The organism is Mesorhizobium sp. 113-3-9 (genome assembly GCF_016756515.1).
GTDB lineage: Bacteria > Pseudomonadota > Alphaproteobacteria > Rhizobiales > Rhizobiaceae > Mesorhizobium.
In genome coordinates, this window is the sequence record NZ_AP023246.1 from 6,373,977 (window position 1) to 6,392,618 (window position 18,642).

Consider the following 18,642-nt stretch of genomic DNA (forward strand, 5'->3'; position numbering starts at 1 on the left):
CTAGTGAAAAGCTATATCGTCGTCATGATCGGCGGGCAGCTCGAACGAACCGGTCTCGGCATCGAAGAACAGGACGTCGCGATCGATGTAGGGGGCGGCCCCCAACTCTTCCCTGATCCGGAATGCTACATTGCCAACACTGCGAATGACATCTTTCGAAGGCGTCGGAACGACTGTGGTGCCCTTGATGGTGATGTCGCCGCTGCGAATGCCCGATATCAGCTGGGACGGCGCCGCAGTATTTTCCTTCTTCACGGGGGTAGCCAAAGTCTTCACCGCAGGCGCAACCGAAGCCTTCGCCACCGGAGCCGCCGCTGTCTTGACCACGGGCGCAACCGAAGCTTTCGCCGCCGGAGTTGCCACTGTCTTGACCACGGGCGCAGCCGAAGCCTTCGCCGCCGGAGCCGCCGCTGTCTTGACCACGGGCGCAACCGAAGCTTTCGCCGCCGGAGCCGCCACTGTCTTGACCACAGGCGCAACCGAGGCCTTCGCCGCCGGAGCCGCCACTGTCTTGACCACGGGCGCAACCGAGGCCTTCGCTGCCGGAGTTGCCACTGTCACCACAGGCGCAACCGGAGCCTTTGCTGCCGGAGCTGCCACTGTCACCACAGGCGCAGCCGGAGGCGCCACTGTCACAACAGGCGCAACCGAAGCCTTCGCTGCCGGAGCTGCCACTGCCAAAGCAGCCGCCGGCTTCACCGCCGCCGCGGAGACCTGCACATCCGTTTGCGGCTTGGCAGCCGCAAACGCCATCAGGAGTTCGGCCGCGTTGGGCAGCGTCGTTTCATCGAAACCCTTTATAAACGTCAAGTCAGCGGTCGGGCGATAGACCGGCGGCTGAGCGACCGTGTTGATGATTTTGGGCGTCGTGCTGATGCCATTCGCCGGGGCTGATGCGGCGCCAACCCTGACCGAATTCAATCCGATCGGGTCCAGCGATGCTGCCGCGGTCCTGGCATTGGCGCCAAGTTGCGTCATCAGCGGGCTGATCCAGGAGTTGCCCAGCACCAGGCTGCTGGAGCCTGCATCCAGCGACTGACGGACCACATCCGTGCCGCCGCTGGCCTCGACTTTGTCGCGTGTCCGATCGAAGGCATAGATGTTGGTGCCGATGCCGCCATTGACGGTATCGAAGCCGTTGCCGCCGGACAGTTGATCGTTGCCGGCACCGCCCGAAATATAGTCGTCGCCGAGCAGACCATAGAGAACGTCGTCACCGTCGTTGCCGATAAGCCGATCAGCATCGATCTTGAACAGCGATGGCGTGTTCACATCGGTCGTCAAGGCGCCATGCAAGGCACCGAACGCGCCATAGTTGTAGACGTAACGGAGCGTCGCCGTCAGCGTAGCGGCGGTTTCCCCGACAGGCAGGACCCGCATGCTCTGGATCATGCCGGCGCCTGTGGTGCCGGTGACGATCGGAATGACGGCCGCCATATCGCCGAACATCAGGTCATTGCCGATGCCGCCGTCCATGACATCGCTGTCGAGGACAATGTAATCGGCGGCTGGACGCTGCGACTGGCGCTTGTCCTGGGTATTGAGCAGCCAGGAACTCCTTGACCCGTTCTGCGACCAGTCGACGGTCTTGGAAGCGTTAAGGGTCGACTGTACGCCCCAAGCCTCGGCACGCGCCCGCGTCGCGCTGATATTGCCCAGATAGAGCCGATCGATCGTCTTGAAGAAGGCGTCTTGCAGACCGTCGGCAATCGGCTTGGCGGTCGTCGACGTACTCGCGATCGTCAGCATCGGCTGCTCGATCAGCCCCACGTCGCCGATCAGGACATCGTTGCCGGCATCGCCGAATATCTGGTCGTTGCCGACATTGAGCGCATAGCCCAGGCCGTTACCGAACAGCCAGTTGCCGACCTTGTTGGCGTTGGCGTTGATGGCGTGGTCGCGCGCTATATGGGCCGCCAGCGCGGTGGTCCGGGTTTTGTCCTGCGCCGCCAGCGCGGCGTTGACAGCGGAGAGTTCGGCCGTCGAGACGCCGGCCAGCGTGGCTGAATTCGCCGCGCTCACGGCCGGCAGCACGACGATGCCGTTGTCGCCGACGATGAAATCGTTGCCCAGGCCGCCATGGATGACGTCGTTCCCGATGTTCAGCCGATAGGTTGCGCCCCGCAGCGTCGACTGACCGGCAACGAAGGTGGCATTCGTCGTATTGGTCTTGACGCCGAAATCGGCGATCACCTGTTCGCCGGCCGCATGGGCCGTGTACGACATGTCGGTGACGACGGTCTGGAAATCCATCAGCCAGTTGTGCAGGCTGAGCGCCCCAGCGGTGAGGTTGGTGCCGACCATGGTCAGCGCGGTCGCCGGCACGATTATGGTCCCGGTATCGCCGAATATGGTGTCGTCGCCATCGCCGCCGGTGATCTGGTCCGCCCCAACCGTCACATTGATGATGGCCGCTTTTGGAGCCGCATCGAGCGCGTTTTTGGCAAATCCAAGCGATGACAGGTCGAGCAGCAGGTCGTTCATCGAGACCGACAGGCCGGCAACCTCGTTGTCGATAGCCGTCAGGCCGGTCTCGGTGATGGTGGTGATACGTCCGTCGTCGCCGAAAATGCTATCGTTGCCGGCACCGCCGTCGATTATGTCATTGCCGTAAGCCAGGTCCTTCACCCGCGTCACATCCGACAGCACCGAGGCAAACACCTCGATATGCTTTCCATCGACGCGCATGATGTCGTTCTTGGCCGAGAACTCGCCAAGGAAGCCGCTGGCCCCCGGCAGAATCTCGAGCTGCGGCAAGGAATTCGTCAATTCCGATGGCAGCAGGTTTGCACCCGGCACCACCAGCTGGCCGCCGATCGGCAGCGAGATGTTGAGACCCGCTGCCGCGCCGATGATGCGATAGGCATTTACGATCTTGGGCAGGTCCGTCTGGAAACCGCTCCCGTTGGAGGCGCGGTCGCCGAAGATCGTGTCGTCGCCGAGCCCGCCAAGAAGCGTGTCGTTGCCGCGCTGGCCGAAGATCACATCGTTGCCGTCGCCACCGTCGATGTGGTCATCATAGGCGGCTTCAAGGTCTATGCCGATCGCCTGCGTGTCCCATGTCCCGCCAGCCAACGTCACCTGGACGCCATTGGCATCGACGATCCCGCCGACCAGCAGCATGTCGGGACTGAGCAGGTTCGAAGCCAGATTGGCGCGCGATGCCGTCTTGCTGGAACTGATCGAGACGATGCTGACCATCGTGGCGACCTCTTCCAGCACCACATCGCGGTGCCAACTGCCGTCGCTGTTCAGCAACGCGGTTCCGTTGGGGTTGAAAGCCCGCAGAATCTGGCCCTCGTCGCCGAGCAGATAGTCCACCCCGGCGCCGCCTTCGATCGTGTCGGACCCGAGGCCGCCGACGATCTCGTCGATCCCGTTATCGCCATACAGACGGTCGTCGCCACGCTGGCCGAAAATCCGATCATCGCCATCGCCGCCGTGGATCTCATCCTTGCCGCCGACACCATCGATCAGATCGAAGCGGATGACGTCGCGAAGCAACGACGGCGCTTTGCCGGGAATTGCCGGATCGAGTTGCCATACGGTGTTCTTCCACGACGTTCCGCCGACCACCTTGCGGGCGATCAGGCCATTGTCGCCGAGCACGACGTCTTCGCCGGCCCCACCCTCGACATAGTCGTCGCCGTCAGCGCCGCCGATTACGTTGTGGCCGCCGGTGATGTCGTCATCGCCATCGCCGCCGAACAGCCGGTCGTTGCCTTGCTGGCCGACGATAATATCGTTGCCGGCATCGCCGTAGATCGTGTCGTTTCCAGCGCCGTCCTGATTGGTGGTGTAGATCGAGATGATCCGCTGGTTTTCCGGCAACGTCAGGTCGAACAGCGCATGATCGCCGAACAGGCGGTCGTCGTTCGCGCCACCGTGGATCTCGTCCGCGCCGGTGCCGCCGACCGCAATGTCATTGCCGCCGCCCGCATTGATCAAGTCATTGCCGCCATCAAGCGGATTGATGGTGAAGCCTCTCTGCAGGTTGGCAACGCGCTGTCCGAAGACAGTTGCGATCGCGAATTCGAACCGGGCGTTGTCGCCGAAGATGACATCGGCACCATTTCCGGTGGTTATCGCGTCGCCAAAGGCGCCGCCAGCCACGATGTTGTCGCCATCGCCGGTCGTGATCGTGTCGGCACCACCCTTGGCGGTGTCGATCGAATAGGCGAGCGTCGGCAAGGTGTTGTCGAACTCGGCATATCCGCTGTCGCCGAAGACGACGCTGTTGCCGGTACCGATCTTGATCTTGTCACCTGCACCGCCGCCGAACACGACATGGCTGCCGTTGCCGGCCTGGATATCGTCGATGCCGTCGTCCTTGGTCCATGCACTGCGCACTGACCTCATCTTGCCATCGACGTAGAGGGCAATGCCGTTGTCGCCCAGGATGACATCGTTGCCGCCGCCGGCAACGATCTTGTCGGCGAACGAACCGCCCATCAGCACATGATTGCCGCTGGCGATGGCGATGGTGTCGTTGCCGCCATAGGTGACATCTGTCGTCTCGACCGAGACACGCCGGCCTGTCGCATCGAAAATCGCCAGGCCGTTGTCGCCGAGGATGACGCTGTCGCCGTCGCCGGCGGTGATATCGTCGTCGCCATTGCCGCCGAAGACCACATTGCGGCCCGATCCGGCCTTGATCGTATCCTTGTAGCCGATCAGCACAGGTGCGCCGTTCAGAAGCGGTGCGAAATCGGCGAAGGTGCTTTCGATGCGAAGCAGGATGTTGTTTGCGAACGTCGCCTTGCCATTGTCGCCGAGGATAACATCGTCGCCGCCCTGCGAGGTCACCTTGTCGTTGCCTGAGCCGGCAATCACGATGTTGTCGCCCGCACCCGTCTCGATCACATCGTCGCCGTAGTAGATCGGGTCCGTGCTTTCGATGCTGGTGACATTGCCGATGGCGTCGAACAGGATCACGCCATTGTCGCCGAGCACGACGTCGCCGATGTCCATGGCGCTGCCGCCGAGGACCTTGATGGTGTCGCCGGCCGAGCCGCCGACCAGGATGTTGCGGCCGCCGGCACTGGTGATCTGGTCGGCGCCGCCAAACTGCGGATAGGTGGTCTTGACGATCTTCGGCAGACCGTTGGCGAATTCGGCGCTGCCATTGTCGCCGACGATCAGGTCCTGGCCGCCGGTGCTCTTGATGATGTCGGCGCCGAAGCCGCCGAAGACAATATTGGGTCCCTTGCCGGCGTCGATCTGGTCGTCGCCGCCCACCGACGGGTTCGATGTCTCGACCTTGATCACCGCGCGGTCGACCATCATGTCGAGCGTGCCGGGCACCAGAACGAGGCTGGAACCGACGATGGTCGCAACCTGCGTGATGATGCCGTGATCGCCAATGATGACGTCACCGGTGTCACCACCGGTGATGATATCGGCGCCGGCCGTTTCAGTGACGCCCTGGGCGTTGATGCCGTCATCATCGATGATGACGGTGCGGTTGAGGTAGTCGACGTCGAAGGACGAGTCGCCGATGATCCAGTTCTTGCCGGTGATGCCACCGAAGATATGGTCGGCGTCGGCGCCGCCGGCGATGAAGTTCGTGCTGTGGCCACCGGTCAGCGTGTCCTTGCCGGCGCCTCCGTCGATGACGACGATACCATGGGCGCCCGATGCGTCGATGATGTCGTCACCGGTGTTGAGGAACGAATAGGCGGTGCCGTTCGGCGTGCCGGGCGTCGAGCTGTAGCGCAAGCCATTGGCCGAGGTGTCGCCGAACAAGACGACCGGTCCGGTGCTGTCGTGGACAGTCAGCGTATCGCTGCCGCCGCCGCCATGCACGACGGTCAAGGTCTGGTCCTTGGTGCTGTTGATGGTGAAGTTGTCGTTGGCCACGCCAAGCAGAACCTCGACCACCTGCAGGTTGGTGTAGGTGATGCCGCGCGGCACGTTGACCGGCGGATTGCCGTCATTGTAGTCGACCGACAACGGGTTCGCCGGCATGCCCAGGCCGGAAATGTGCGTGTCGGTCAACACGCCGGTCAGCGGCGCCTGGGCGGTGTCGCTGAATACGACGAGCTGGTCCACATCGGTGCCGTCATCGACTTCTATCTGCCGGATCACTTCCGGGTTGAACTCGTCCGGCAGCGCCACCGAAGGCGTCAGCGAACGGTCTTCCGGTCCGACACCGCCTTCGACGAACAGGGGGCCGCCGATGCGGGTCAGGTCATGCGGCTGCTGGGAGAATACACGGATGCCTTCCGGCGGCGCCTGGCCGGCGGCGTCGAAGACCAGGTTGACGGTAACCGGCTGATCCCAGTTGGTGTCGTTGAACGTCACGAAATAGCCGCCGGCGTCCTGTTGCACGCCTGGAGAAGCGGCGAGATCGACGCGCGCCTGGCCGTCAATGGCAATATGGACCGTGACCGGCGCGGTCGGCTTGGTCGTCAGCACGATCTGGTAGCTGTCGGTTTCGCCTGCTTGCGACACGACGGTGCTGCCATTGGTTTCGATGATCCGAACCGCTGCCGTATCGGAATCGACCACCTCGACACTGACCTTCTGGGTATCGACGACGGCATAGACGCCATCCGCCTTGTCCGAAGTGACGACATTGCTGATGGTGGCGACAATACGGTTCTCGGGCGTGGAATCGGTCGGCGAGGACACAAGCACGGTCTGCGCGTCGTTCCAGGCGAAGACATTGTTCGCGGCATCCGCGACCAGCCCGAACTTGATGGCGGTGCGCGACAGATCAACCTGGTTGCTGCTGGAGGACAATGTCACGGTGACGGTTTCGCCGACTGCCGGTGGCTTGTTCAGCACGACAGTATAGCCATCGGCGGCGCCGCCTTCGATCACACTCGTCGAGCCGCCGCTTTCGGTGATGATGGCGTCCGGTTTGTCGTCGTCGATGACGGTGACCAGCACGTTCGGGATCTCGAGATTGTTGAGCGGCTGGGCGACGCCATTGCTGTCGACATTGATGACCGAATGGCTGATGGCAACGACGGTCTTGCCCTCCTCGGCGTTGTCGGAGATCGCCTTGACGAAGATCTGCCGCCCTGCCTGCCAGTTCGAGCCGTCGAAGGCGACGGTCACGGCTTCGTGCCAGTCGTCGGCGTTTCCGGTCAGCGAGACCAGGATGGTCTGGCCCTGCTTGGCACGCTGCTGGGCCGACGCCTGCGCGGCCGAGACCGTGACATAGGCGATGGTGCCGGCAACCGGCGCCATCGGCAGCGTCAGCGTGTAGCTGTCCACCGAGGTCGCGTCGTCTTCCTTGACCGTGAGCCCGTCGCCGACATTGACCGCAACGGCCGTGCTGCCCTTGGTGGTAAGATCGATACCGGGCGTGAACAGGCCGCTGTAGCGCGGGTCGGCGCTGGTCACCGTATGCGTGATCGTGCCGCTGTCGCCATTGGTATCGTCCGACACAACGGTCTGCGTTACGTCGCCCGCGACGTTGAAGGTGTCGCTGCCGAGGCCGCCAATCAGGGTGGTGACGATGTCGTCGGCGGTCGACAGCACGTAGAACGTGTCGTCGCCCTCGAGGCCGTCGACATCCATCGCCTCGGCGTTGCTGACCTTGACCGTCAGGCCGGCGCCGTAGACGCCGTCCTTGGTGATGACAAACGTGTCGGCAAGCTCGGTGCCCAACACCACGACCCTGTCGAATCCGGCGCCGCCATCGATGTTGACCGGCGCGTTGACATTGTACTGGATGACGTCGTCGCCATTGCCGCCATTGACCTTGACATTGACGCCGTCGGCCAGCGCGAAGGCGCGGATGATGAACTCGTCATTGCCGTCCTCGCCCTCGAGCCTGAGGTCGGCATGGTTGGAGTAGACGACGAACATGTCCTCGCCACTGCCGCCATAGAGCACGGCCGGCACGCTGATGCCTTGCGACAGATAGCCAAGGGTCGTCTCGATCGTGGCGAAGCGGTCTTCTTCCGAGATGATGGCATAGGCGCCGTTCGGGTCGAGTTTGCCATTCGCATCGACTTTCTGGTCGCGTGAACTCCCGAAGATCTGGCCGACCTGGAAGAAGTCGTTGCCGATGCCGCCGTCAACGGTAAGGATCGCCGAATTGTCGTCGAAATAGAAGCGGTCGTCACCGTCATTGCCTTCGACGATGACGCGGCCGTTGCTGCTGGCATCATAGTTGATGCGCTCGACGGCGGACTTGTAGCCGCCGCTGCCGTCCGGCACCATATGGGCGATGAAGTTCTTGCGGAACAGGAACGTGTCCGCGACGCTCGTGCCCTCGATCGTCAGCGTGTCGACGCCGTCACCGCCGGCGCCGCTGTCATGGATGTTCACGACGTAGTCGGCATTGCCCTTGATGTTGACGACCACGGAATCCGTGCCGCCCTCGCCGTCGATCGTCAGTTCGTCGCGAATGATGCGACCGGTCGCGTCGCGGCCGAAGGCCGGCAGGCCGTTGGCGCCCGGCGCCACGTCCTTGCCCAGGTAGGTGGTCATCGACGGCAGCTTGTTGACGGTGATGAGATCCTCGTCTCCTCCGCCATGGACAAGCGTGTTGCCGCGCAGCGCGGCCACGTCGATCAGGATGTTGTCCTTGTCGCCGCCGCCCGCGATCTCGATCTGCGGCGCCTGCAGCGTGCCGTGCAGTTCGATGCTGGAGCCCACGCCTGGATCGGGGTCTGTCACCGCCGGAGCCTGATAGTCGCCGGCAATCAATATCTTGGTGGGCGAGATGATGACCGAGGTCGCATCGGTGTAGACGTTGTCGCCCGCCAGGATACGAACATCGCCAACCGAGGCTTCCAGTGTCACGCCCGCCGCGACGGTGATGTCGTCCGGCAGGTCGTCATCGCCGATGTGTGTGCCCTCTAGGTCGTCCTCGGCCCAGAATTCGAGCGTGGCGTGCTGGGCGATACTGCTTTCGGTGATCAGGATCGGGCTCGACGCCATGATATAGGCGCCGCCCCCGGCATTGACGCCGGAGGTCTCGGCGCGCACGCCGCCAACTTCGAGCGCACCAAGATTCTGAATCCACGTGTCGTTCTCGTAGGACCAGGATTCGAGATTGGCGACCGAGGTTGTGACGCGCTTCGAGGACGTGCCGATGCTCTTGGAAGCGAACAGATAGGTTTTCTTCGAAATGACATTGGCAAGGCCGTCGGTGCGACCGTTCAGGATGCTGCCGTTGACCGCGGTGATGAAGGCCACCGCGTCGGCGAACGCCGCTGCATTGGCCATCCCGGCGCCGACCTCGTTGAGGACGAGATCGCCCGAGGTCTCGATGAGATAGATGCTCTCGAGATCGGTGTGCGCACTGACAGTGCCCGGCCCGGACGCGGAGCTGTCGATATCAAGCTCGTTGGCGACGGTGCCGATGCCGAGATGCGCGGTGAGGTTGATGTTGCGGCCGATGACATCGGCCTTTGGCAGCACGACTGCCCGTGTCGGATGCGACGGGTCGATATTCGAGTCCGGAATGGTGAGATTGTAGTTTGGATCGGGAAGCTCGGCATCGATGATCGATCCCTCTTCGGCGACCAAAGTGACATCCCCGTTGATCGAATGGATGCCGCGGACATTCATGTCGCCGTGCGTTTCCGTCAGGAATATCGAGCCGCCCGCGATCGCGATGATCGTGCCGCGGTTCGTCGCATTGATCGCAGGGTCGCTCGACAGGTTGCCGGTGACGTCGATCTCGAGCGCGTTGGTGCTCGTTCCGATGCTTCCGCCGGCACTGAGCGATATATGCTGTGCCTGCACCTTGGTCGCGGTCGAGCCCGGCAGCGCGTCGAGGATCGACTGCACCGTCGCGGTCAGGAAAGCGTCGCCGCCCTTCGAATAGACGGATTCCACCCTGAGATCGCTGGTCGGAGCGGTGATGCGGACATCGTCCTGTGCCCTGGCAATGAGCCCGCCCTCGCCGCGCATCGTTACGGTGACGGGAGTGCCGTCCTCGCCAATGTGGCCCTTGCTGGCTTCCAGCAGGATGTTGGCGCCGTCCAGATTGACGCCGCTCGTCGCGCCGTTGATCAGACTGCCGCTGGTCTTGATGCGGATGTCGTCGCCGTTCGCGTGGCCCTCGCCGGCAACCACATTGTCGAGCTTGATGGTGGTTTCGGAACCGAGATAGATGGCGCCCCCGGCCTTGGCCGTAAGCAGGTTGCCCACTGTCAAGTCGACGTCTTCGCGGCGATTGACGATGATGCGGGTAATGCGCTCGGTCGTGCTCAGCGGATCGTCGACGACGGCGGCGAGCGTGACCGTGCGGCCGAGTTCGGTGACGAACGACTGATCGGGAGCAAGGTTTACCGTGATCACGTTGCCGACCACCGAGGCAATGGTGAAATAGGCGTCGTCTTCGGTCGTGTTCTGTGTGTTTCCGGCGATGTAAAGCAGGTCACCCGGCTTGAACATGCCGGCCGGCCAGGCGCTGGCGCCGGTGATCGTACCTTTCGTGCCGCCGGCCAGGGCGGCAAAGTTGACGACTGTCGAGGCGATATAGGAACTGGCAACGACGCCAGGCGAGGTCTCATAGCCGCCGACATAGACGATGTCCTGCCGCTCGGCGGCAGCGAGCGCGACGCGCTGGTCGTCGGTCAGGATGATATGCTTGTTGCCGTCGCTGAGATCGATGTTGAGTTCGCCCAGCACGATGCCGATGTTCTGGCTGGTGTGGATCTCGATGTTCTTGCCGACGATGTTGGCGCTTTCGATCACCACTTCGGTGTCGGTCACCGACTTGGTCAGTCCGGATCCGAACGCGTTGAGCAGTTCCGCCTCGGACCAGACCTTGATCGTGCTGGTGAGTTCGGCCGCCTTTTCGCCCTCGGCAAACAGGAGCTTGTATCCGAAGGTCCGGCTGGCGTCCTCCTGCGTCTCGTTCAGCGTCCCGAACTGCTCGTTGAGCTTGTGGTATTCCGTGGTGCGGATATCGCGCTCGGTCTGTATCCCATCGGCCACATAGGCGTCGAGGGCACTCCCGGAAAGGCCGCTGAGCTGACCCTTCGTCGTCAGATCGCTTGTCAGGCTGGTCAATTCGGCGCCGGTGATGGCAACGACATATTCGGGATCGAACTTCGTCGGATCGGTCTGGCCGTTCCGATAGTTCCAATACTGGTCATAGTCGGCCTTGATATCGGCGCTCATGAACAGCGTCGTGTCCTGCTGCGTCTCGCCGAGGCGGCCGAACATCATTTGCAGGTCGGCATAATCGGTGAGTTGGCCCGCCGTCAGGCCGACGGCGGTGCCGGGATTGTAGCTGGTCGCATCCGCCTGGGTGTGGCGATAGGCCCAATACTGCTTGTAGGCGGTTTCGATGTCCGGACGATAGGTCGAACCATAGCTGGCGTAAATTGCGTCGAGACTGGTGAACTGCGCCGTCCGAGAGGCTTCAAGCGTGGCAATTGCTGCCGCGGCGTCATCCGGGGAAAGCGTGTCTTCGTAGTACTGCCGCTCGGCATCGCTGAGCTTCACCGTCCCCGAGACCTGGTCGTAGTTCGCCTTGAGGCGCCAATAGGTGTCGTAGTCGCCACGCTTCAGCATCTCGTAGCCGAGCAGCGTCGAGTTGATCTTGTCCTGCACGCCGGTGGTCCCGGTCAGCTGCAGATCGGTCCAGACGCCGGCCTTCAGTTCATCATAGGTGCGCTTGTCCTTGACCGAGACGTCGTCGGAATCGAGCAGCGAGCCGTTCTGGACCTGGATCCAGACGTCGCCCTGGGTGATGGCACGCTCAAGGTGGAGGTCACCGGCAACTTCTGAGACGAAGACGTCGCCCTGCGCTCTGATGTTGACCTTGTCGTCCTTGGTATCACCCGAGTCGAGCAGCAGCGGACGCAGCGCCGAATTGCCGACACCGCCCTGCGCGCCGACCGGCAAGGCGCCCTGCCCGTCGACATAGGTGTCGGCGACCAGCGTGATCTTGGCACCCTTCACCAGACCCTGCAGGTAGGTGCCCGGTCCGGAATCGGCGACGACGATGCCGGCCTGAGCCGTCAGCGTCACATTGCCCTTGTCGGCAACGACCGAATTGATCGACATGTCGCCGGTGCGTTCCTTGATGTAGATGTCGCCATTCGCGGAATGGCCGGTCAGGTAGGCGTAGGCGGTCGGCTTCACGCCGGACTGGCCCTTGTAGCCTTGGGGGTAGAGGTCGACGAGATCGATCTGCAGCGCCCGTTCGGCGGTCCCGACGCCCAGATTGCCGTCGAGCGTGACGCGCACGCCCTGCACGACGGAATCGTCGTTGCTGGCCTCGATCGTGGTGTTGGAGACGATCTGGGTAAGGCCGGTATCGTTGTAGATGCCGTTGTCGATGATGACCTTGCCGGCCCCGGTCGAATTGACCTTAACCGTCGCTTCCTCGTAGCCGATGAAGCTGATCTGCACCGGCAGATCGGCCTTGATCGAATTGGTCGCCGTCGTCTGCGTGCGACGCTCGACAGTGTATTTCTGGTAGTAGGTCTTCTTGCCGTACCAGGTGCTGGTCGTCCACTTGTCGCCAGGCACTGGAGGGGTTTCGCTCAGCGTCACGGTCGATGAGCTGTGGGTATAGGGGTCGGAGACGTTGCTCTGGTAGAAATAATCGCTGCCGGGGACCAGGGTCGGCTTCTCGAGCAGCGTATATTCCGTATTGACGACGTTGTCCGGATCCCTGGCGAGGAAATCGATCCCCAGCCAGGCCGACGTGCCATAGGTGGTCGTCACGCTTTCCAGCGTCTTGGTCGCAACCGACCAACCGTAGCGCCATCCCGCCTGCGGTTTGTACTGCGTGACGTAGTCCCAGGTGCCGTTGTGCTGGCCGGCGTAAGTGTTGAGCGTCACGGCGCCGGTCTCGACCATCTGTTTGGTTGGCACGGGCTGGCCGTTTGCGCCGAGCGCGTTCAACACCGGCGCGAAGTCGACAACGCGTACGTCGACCGTGCCGTCGATCTGGGTCTGGTACCAGGTCTGCGTGTAGCCGCCGTCGGTACGCTTCGACTTGTCGTTCAGGATGATCGTGCCGAGGCCGCGCTCCGTCACGTCGATCCGCTTGATCAGCACGTCGTAGTTGGACGCATTGTTGACGGTGACGTTGACATAGGCACCAAGCGCCTTGATCTGCCCGTTGCCGGTGTTCATCAGCTTGCCGGTGATCGTGATCGATCCGGCCGGCGTCCTGAACTCCTGGACGACGATCTTGCCGAGGTCGGAATCCCAGTACGCCTTGAATTCGTTGTACTGGACGGTCTTCAGCATGACCTTGCCGCCCTGGATCTTGCCGCTGGCAATGTCCTTCTTGATCTGGTCGATCTCGGCGATCGTGTCGGCGCCGATGTTCAGGACATAGTCGCTCGAACCGCTCTGGATCAGGCCGTTGAGGTTCACATATTCGGCGTTGATCGAGATCAGGCTGGCATAGATGCCGCTGGTCGGCTGCTTGGCGAGTTCGGCGTCGCGGTTGGCGTCGGTCGCCGCGCCCATGCCATCCGGACTGGTGATCTGCTTCCAGGCGATATAGGGGTCGCCGCCGGTGTTGAGCACGCTGCCAGGCGGCAGGTCGATCACCACCATGCCGGCGGTGATGACCTTCAACGAGGCGCTGTGGATACTGCCGGTGATGGTAATGTTGCCAGAGCCGACGTGGTTATCGATCGTCACGTCGGCCGAGATCGCGTCGATGTCGCCGGAGATCGTTATTCCCGGCCACGGATTGTGAGCGGTATCGACGATCAGCGTGTTCTGAATGAGCACCTTGTTGACCGGCGCAACACCGAAGGTGCGGGTAATATCAAGGTTGACGAGGCCCGGCACCAACACCGGCTCGCCGCCGCGCTGGCCGTCCGAATTGTCGGAGTTGGCATTGGCCTGGTTCTGGGCGGCGATCACGCCGTTGAGCAGGCCGCGCACCACGGCCGGATCGGTCGCCGGATTGTCGATCTGCGAAATCTCGTTCTGGAAGCCGTTGAAGTAGACGCCGCCATTGTTCTCGGGGATGTAGATGCCGCCGATGTCGAGGAATGCGACCGTGTTGTTGACGATCGTGACATTGACGTTGCCGGGCGCGTCGAGCTTGCCCTGGCCCTGCAGCACATCGCCCCGGATGTCGATGTACCCGGCCGCCGCCAGGATCGGGTCGACATGGATTGTCAGCACCTTTTTCTGGACCGCGAAAAGCGCGGTCTGAACATGCCCGTTCGAGTCCAGGATCGGGTTCCCGTTACCGTCAACCAGCGTTTCCACCTTGGCAAGCCCAAGGAAGAGCAGCTCGTTGGTCATGCGCGCGATCTCGCGATCGTAGAAATCGACGAGGTCTTGGTTGTCGGCGTATTGGGCCTTCTTGCTTTCCGCATCGGCGATCAGGTCGAAATAACCGGAAACCAGCGGCGCCTGATCAACGCTCAGCGAGACGGTCTCGGAGCCGGGACCGCTATAGTCGATCGTCGGGTTGGCCGTTGTGCCGCCGATGCTGTTGATGGTGATATTGATGTTGCGGTTGAGGCCGGTCCTCACCGTGCCGTCGACGGTGACGAAGGCGTGCGAATCGGTGTGCGCGGTGCCGTCGAACTGTGCGTACGCATTGCCGCCCAGCGCCTTGTCGATGGCGCCCGACAGCGACGAGGCCCAGTTGACCGCCTTGCCTTGCGAGGTCATGTCGGCGAAGGCGGATTTATCGGCGAACAGCCTGACGTTGCCGCCGGTCTCGACCAGCGCGGCGGTATAGATGGTGATGACGTTTTCCTGGTACAGGAGCGCGTCTGAAACCACGTGGTCGATCGGGATGACGCTGCCGGCGAAGGTGTCGCTGTAGACCGCCACGCGATAGACGTCGTGGTTGGAGTTGGCATCCATGCCCGACAGCATGTTGACGTCGGACAGCGCCTTGATGTGCGAGCCGTTGCCGACGAGGATGCTGTTGGTCGGGCTGAGATTGATGGTGGCGTCGGCCACGGACACGGTCACGCCGCCATAGTTGTCGACGCTGACATGCAGTTCCGCATTTGCGTTGGTGTCGGCCTTGAGATCCATCTCGCCGACGGTGCTCAGTTCGACATTGCTGTCGACGGCCGTGTTGGTGCCGATCTGGACGGTCGCGAAGACATTGTCGGCGTCAAACGTGCTCTCTGCGCCAATGCCGGACCCGAGACCGCCGCCCTTGTAGGAGACGTTCTCGTAGAAGGTGATGTCGTTTCGCGCCGCGAGCGTGAACTCGCCGGCGTTGATCGACGTCCCTATCACCTTGAGCTGGGCATTGTTCTTGACCAGCGTCTTGGTGTTCAGCGTCAGGTGCGTGTCGCTGCTGACGCCCGCGCCGTTGACCAGGCCGCCGGTGCTGCCGTTGACGTTGTCGCCGATATTCGGCTTGTCGAACCGGTTGAGCGACGTGGCGTTGATCGCATAGGCGGTGACCTTGGCGCCGTCGCCGACGATCACGTTGGAGGTCGAGTTGATGTTGTTGTCGGCCTCGGCGCCCGAACCGGAAAGCAAGCCATAGGCGCTGGTGACGATCACCGTGTTGGCGCGCGCCAGATGGTCGGAGGTCATGGCGAAACGGCCGGCGATACCCTGGTAGGCGGTGAAGGCCGCCGCGCTCTCGCCGGCCAACTGGGTAGCGGCCTTGGACAGCGTTACCTGCGTGTTGTTTCCCAGCACCGCCTGGGTGACGGCGTTGGAGGTCGTGTCAGCCACCGCCGCGGCGATGCCGACGAGGCCGCCGGCGCCCGGCGAGCTCGATGCCTTGTTGTCGTCGCTGCCCAGCGCCGAGATGCTCATCGCACCAGCGCTGATCGTGACATTGTCGGCCACCTGGGCCGTGGTGTTGGCGACCGGCACCCCATTGCTGGAATGCTGCAGCGACTGCGCCTTGGCCTTGGTGGCGCCCGCGGCGACCAGACCGTATGCAGCGCTGTTGGAATCGGCGCGCTGGCGGCTGTCGTTCTGCGCTGCGACGCTGACGCTGCGGGCCGCCGTGATGAGCGTGCCGGTGCCGAGCAGAGCGACCACCGTGCTGGTGTTGATTGCTTCGGTAATCGTCGCATCGACACCGATCAGGCCGCCGGCAAGGCCTTGGGCCTTGGCGTTGGCGGTATCGCCGGTCGAAGGCAGCGTCTGGCTTGCGGCGATGCGCAGGCTGTCCACATTGAACGTGGCGCTGCTGGTCTGGGCGCTCACATGCGTGTCGACATAGGCCTTGGCCACCGACACACCGACCGCTGCGGTGCCGGCGTTGACGCCGGCCGCCTGCGAGCGCGCTTTCGGCGTCATCACCGCCTCGACATCGACCGCCCCGGCCGTGACCGTCGAGCCGGAAATCTCAGCCGAAACGCTGGAATTGACATTGGATTGCGCCGATGCGCCACCGGCGGCAAGGCTGAAGATGCCGATCGCCAGCGAAATCGCCTCGACCTCAGTGACCACAGAGGTGACGTCGCGCGCGCTCATGGTAAACGCGCCGTTGACGTTGATGGTGCTGCCGGTCAGCGAGACCGCCGTGCTCGATGAGGCGGTGTTTTTAGTGACCGCGCCGCCACCGGCGACGGTGACGCCGATATCCGTCGATGCCGCCAGCGAGGCCATGATGGCGGCGGACGAGAGCGAGGCGCTTTCCCTGGCGGTGATCGCCAGCGACCCAGTCTTGGCCTGATAGGCAGGCATGACGCGATCGTACACCGGCGGGATAAAGACGAGCACGTTGTTGACCACGGTCGAGATGCCCGTGCCCGGATGAACAGCGCCGGGCAAGGTGTAGATATAGCCGTTCGACTGCACCGGAATCTGGCCGGTCGCGGTGATGTTCGTGTTCTTGGCGTAGGCCGAGATGTCGTTGGAGATCAGGTTCTCGGCATAGGCGACGCCCAGCGCCAGCGCGCTGCTGCCGCCACCGAAGCCGACGGAGATGGCCACGGCGGCCGCGCCGGCAAAAGCATCGATGGAAGACGAGTCGATCGCTTCGATGGCAACGTCGCCGGCTTTGATGATGCCACCCTCGATGAAGCCGTGCACGTCGGCGCCGACGCGATTCAGCGTCGTGGCGGCCGCGCCCGCGGCGCTGAAGGAATACATGCCGACCGCGAGTGCGACCGATGCGGCGGCGACATTGGCATCGATGGACTGGTTGGAGTTCGCTGACACGCCGAGCGTGCCATATGTGTCGACATTGGTGTTCTTCAGGTAGGCCGAAACCTCGACCGCCGAGCGCGCACCGCCGACCGTGTAGCCGATGGAATTCAGCGCGACGCCGAAACCGAGCGAGGCACCGACCGAAACGCCGCCGATCGCCACGCCAACGGCCGCGGCGATGATGTCGGCCGAGATGGCCGATGTGTTCGCGGCGCTGAAGTCAATGTCGCCGCCCGCGTCGAGGACGCTGTCGAGCGCGTAGGCGCGGGTTCCGCCAAGAATGACGTTGGTCGCGACGGCACCGCCGCCAGCGACGGACACGGCCACCGCGCCTCCAGAAATGGCGACGGCGGCAGCGGCAGAAATGGCGTCGATCGTCGCACCTTCCGTAGCCGAGACCGTGATCTTGCCCGGCGCGGGCGCATTCGCGGCAGGTTCATTCTTGTCGACCACGGCCACGCCTGTCGGATCATTGGTATAGACCGGATCATGCGTGTAGTCGGGATTGTGGATCGGTATGTCGGTGACCGCCACGTCGGCGAAATCGAGATGGGCGTCGACGTCGTTGGCGATCGTGTTCTTGGCGATTGCGACACCGAAGCTGACGCTGGCGCCCACTAAACCAACGGCCGCCGAGATCGCGGCGGCACCGGCTTTGGCCGCGATGTGCGAGGTATCTTCCGCGCTCACCGTCACATTGGCCGCTCTGATCGTCGCCTTGTCGGCGGCGGACTTGCCGGTGATCGAGGCTTCGGTCAGCACGCCGATCATGTTCTCGGTGTAGACGCCCGCGCCGGCGACGCCGACACCGACAGTTCCGGCACCGAGCGCAACGGCGCCAGAGACGACCAACGCGTCGATTGTCTGGTCGGCCTTGGCATGAACCGTCAGCGTGCCGCCCGCCGTCACGCCGCTGTTGATGATCGTGGCACTGACGCCACCGCTGCCGGTCGCGTTGAAGATCGGCGCCAGGGTCGGATCATTGTCGGGATTGTTGAGAACAGTCCAGTTGCCAATCCGGTTGATGGCGACCGAGACACCAATGGCGGCACCGATGCCGGGGCCTGCCGACGCCCCGACCGCGAGCGAGAGCGCGGCGATCTTGGCGGTGATGGAGGATGTCGAAAGCGCCTCGACGGTAACCGCGCCGGCGCTGACCAGCGTGCTGTCGACGACGGTCGCGATCGTGTTGTCGTTGATCGTGTTCTTGGCAGCGGCACCCGCGCCCGAAAACGCGATGCCGCCCGCGCCGCCGATACCGATGCCGATCGATGCCGCCACCGAGATGGCGTCGATCGTGGCGTTCTGGGTAGCCTTGACGGAGATCGCGCCCGACGTTGTAGTCAATGTCTGGCCGTCGAGGACGCCGGCATAGGTGTCGTTGTGGATGTCGTTGAGGGCGACCGAGATGCCGATGGTGACGGCGACACCCACGGCGCCAAAGCCGGCCGCCAGCGACGCCGCCCCGACGATTGCGTTGATGTGGGACGTGTCGGTGGCGCCTATGTCCGCCGAGCCGACAGTGATGACGGACCCGGCCTGATCGATCGGATCGTCGAGGAACGCAGCGGTGCGCACCGCGACCGTGTTGCGGGT

1 protein-coding gene (cut by a window edge) is annotated in these 18,642 nt (G+C 63.2%); it reads right to left on the reverse strand.

Annotated features, from left to right (window positions below):
• A protein-coding gene (locus tag MesoLj_RS30985) for an LEPR-XLL domain-containing protein (RefSeq protein WP_202323698.1) crosses the window boundary here: on the reverse strand, window positions 1–18,642 show its 3' portion. Its footprint extends 11,652 nt past the window's final position; only the last 18,642 of its 30,294 coding nucleotides appear in the window; the start codon falls outside the window, past its right edge — the gene reads right to left on this strand; the stop codon is at window positions 1–3.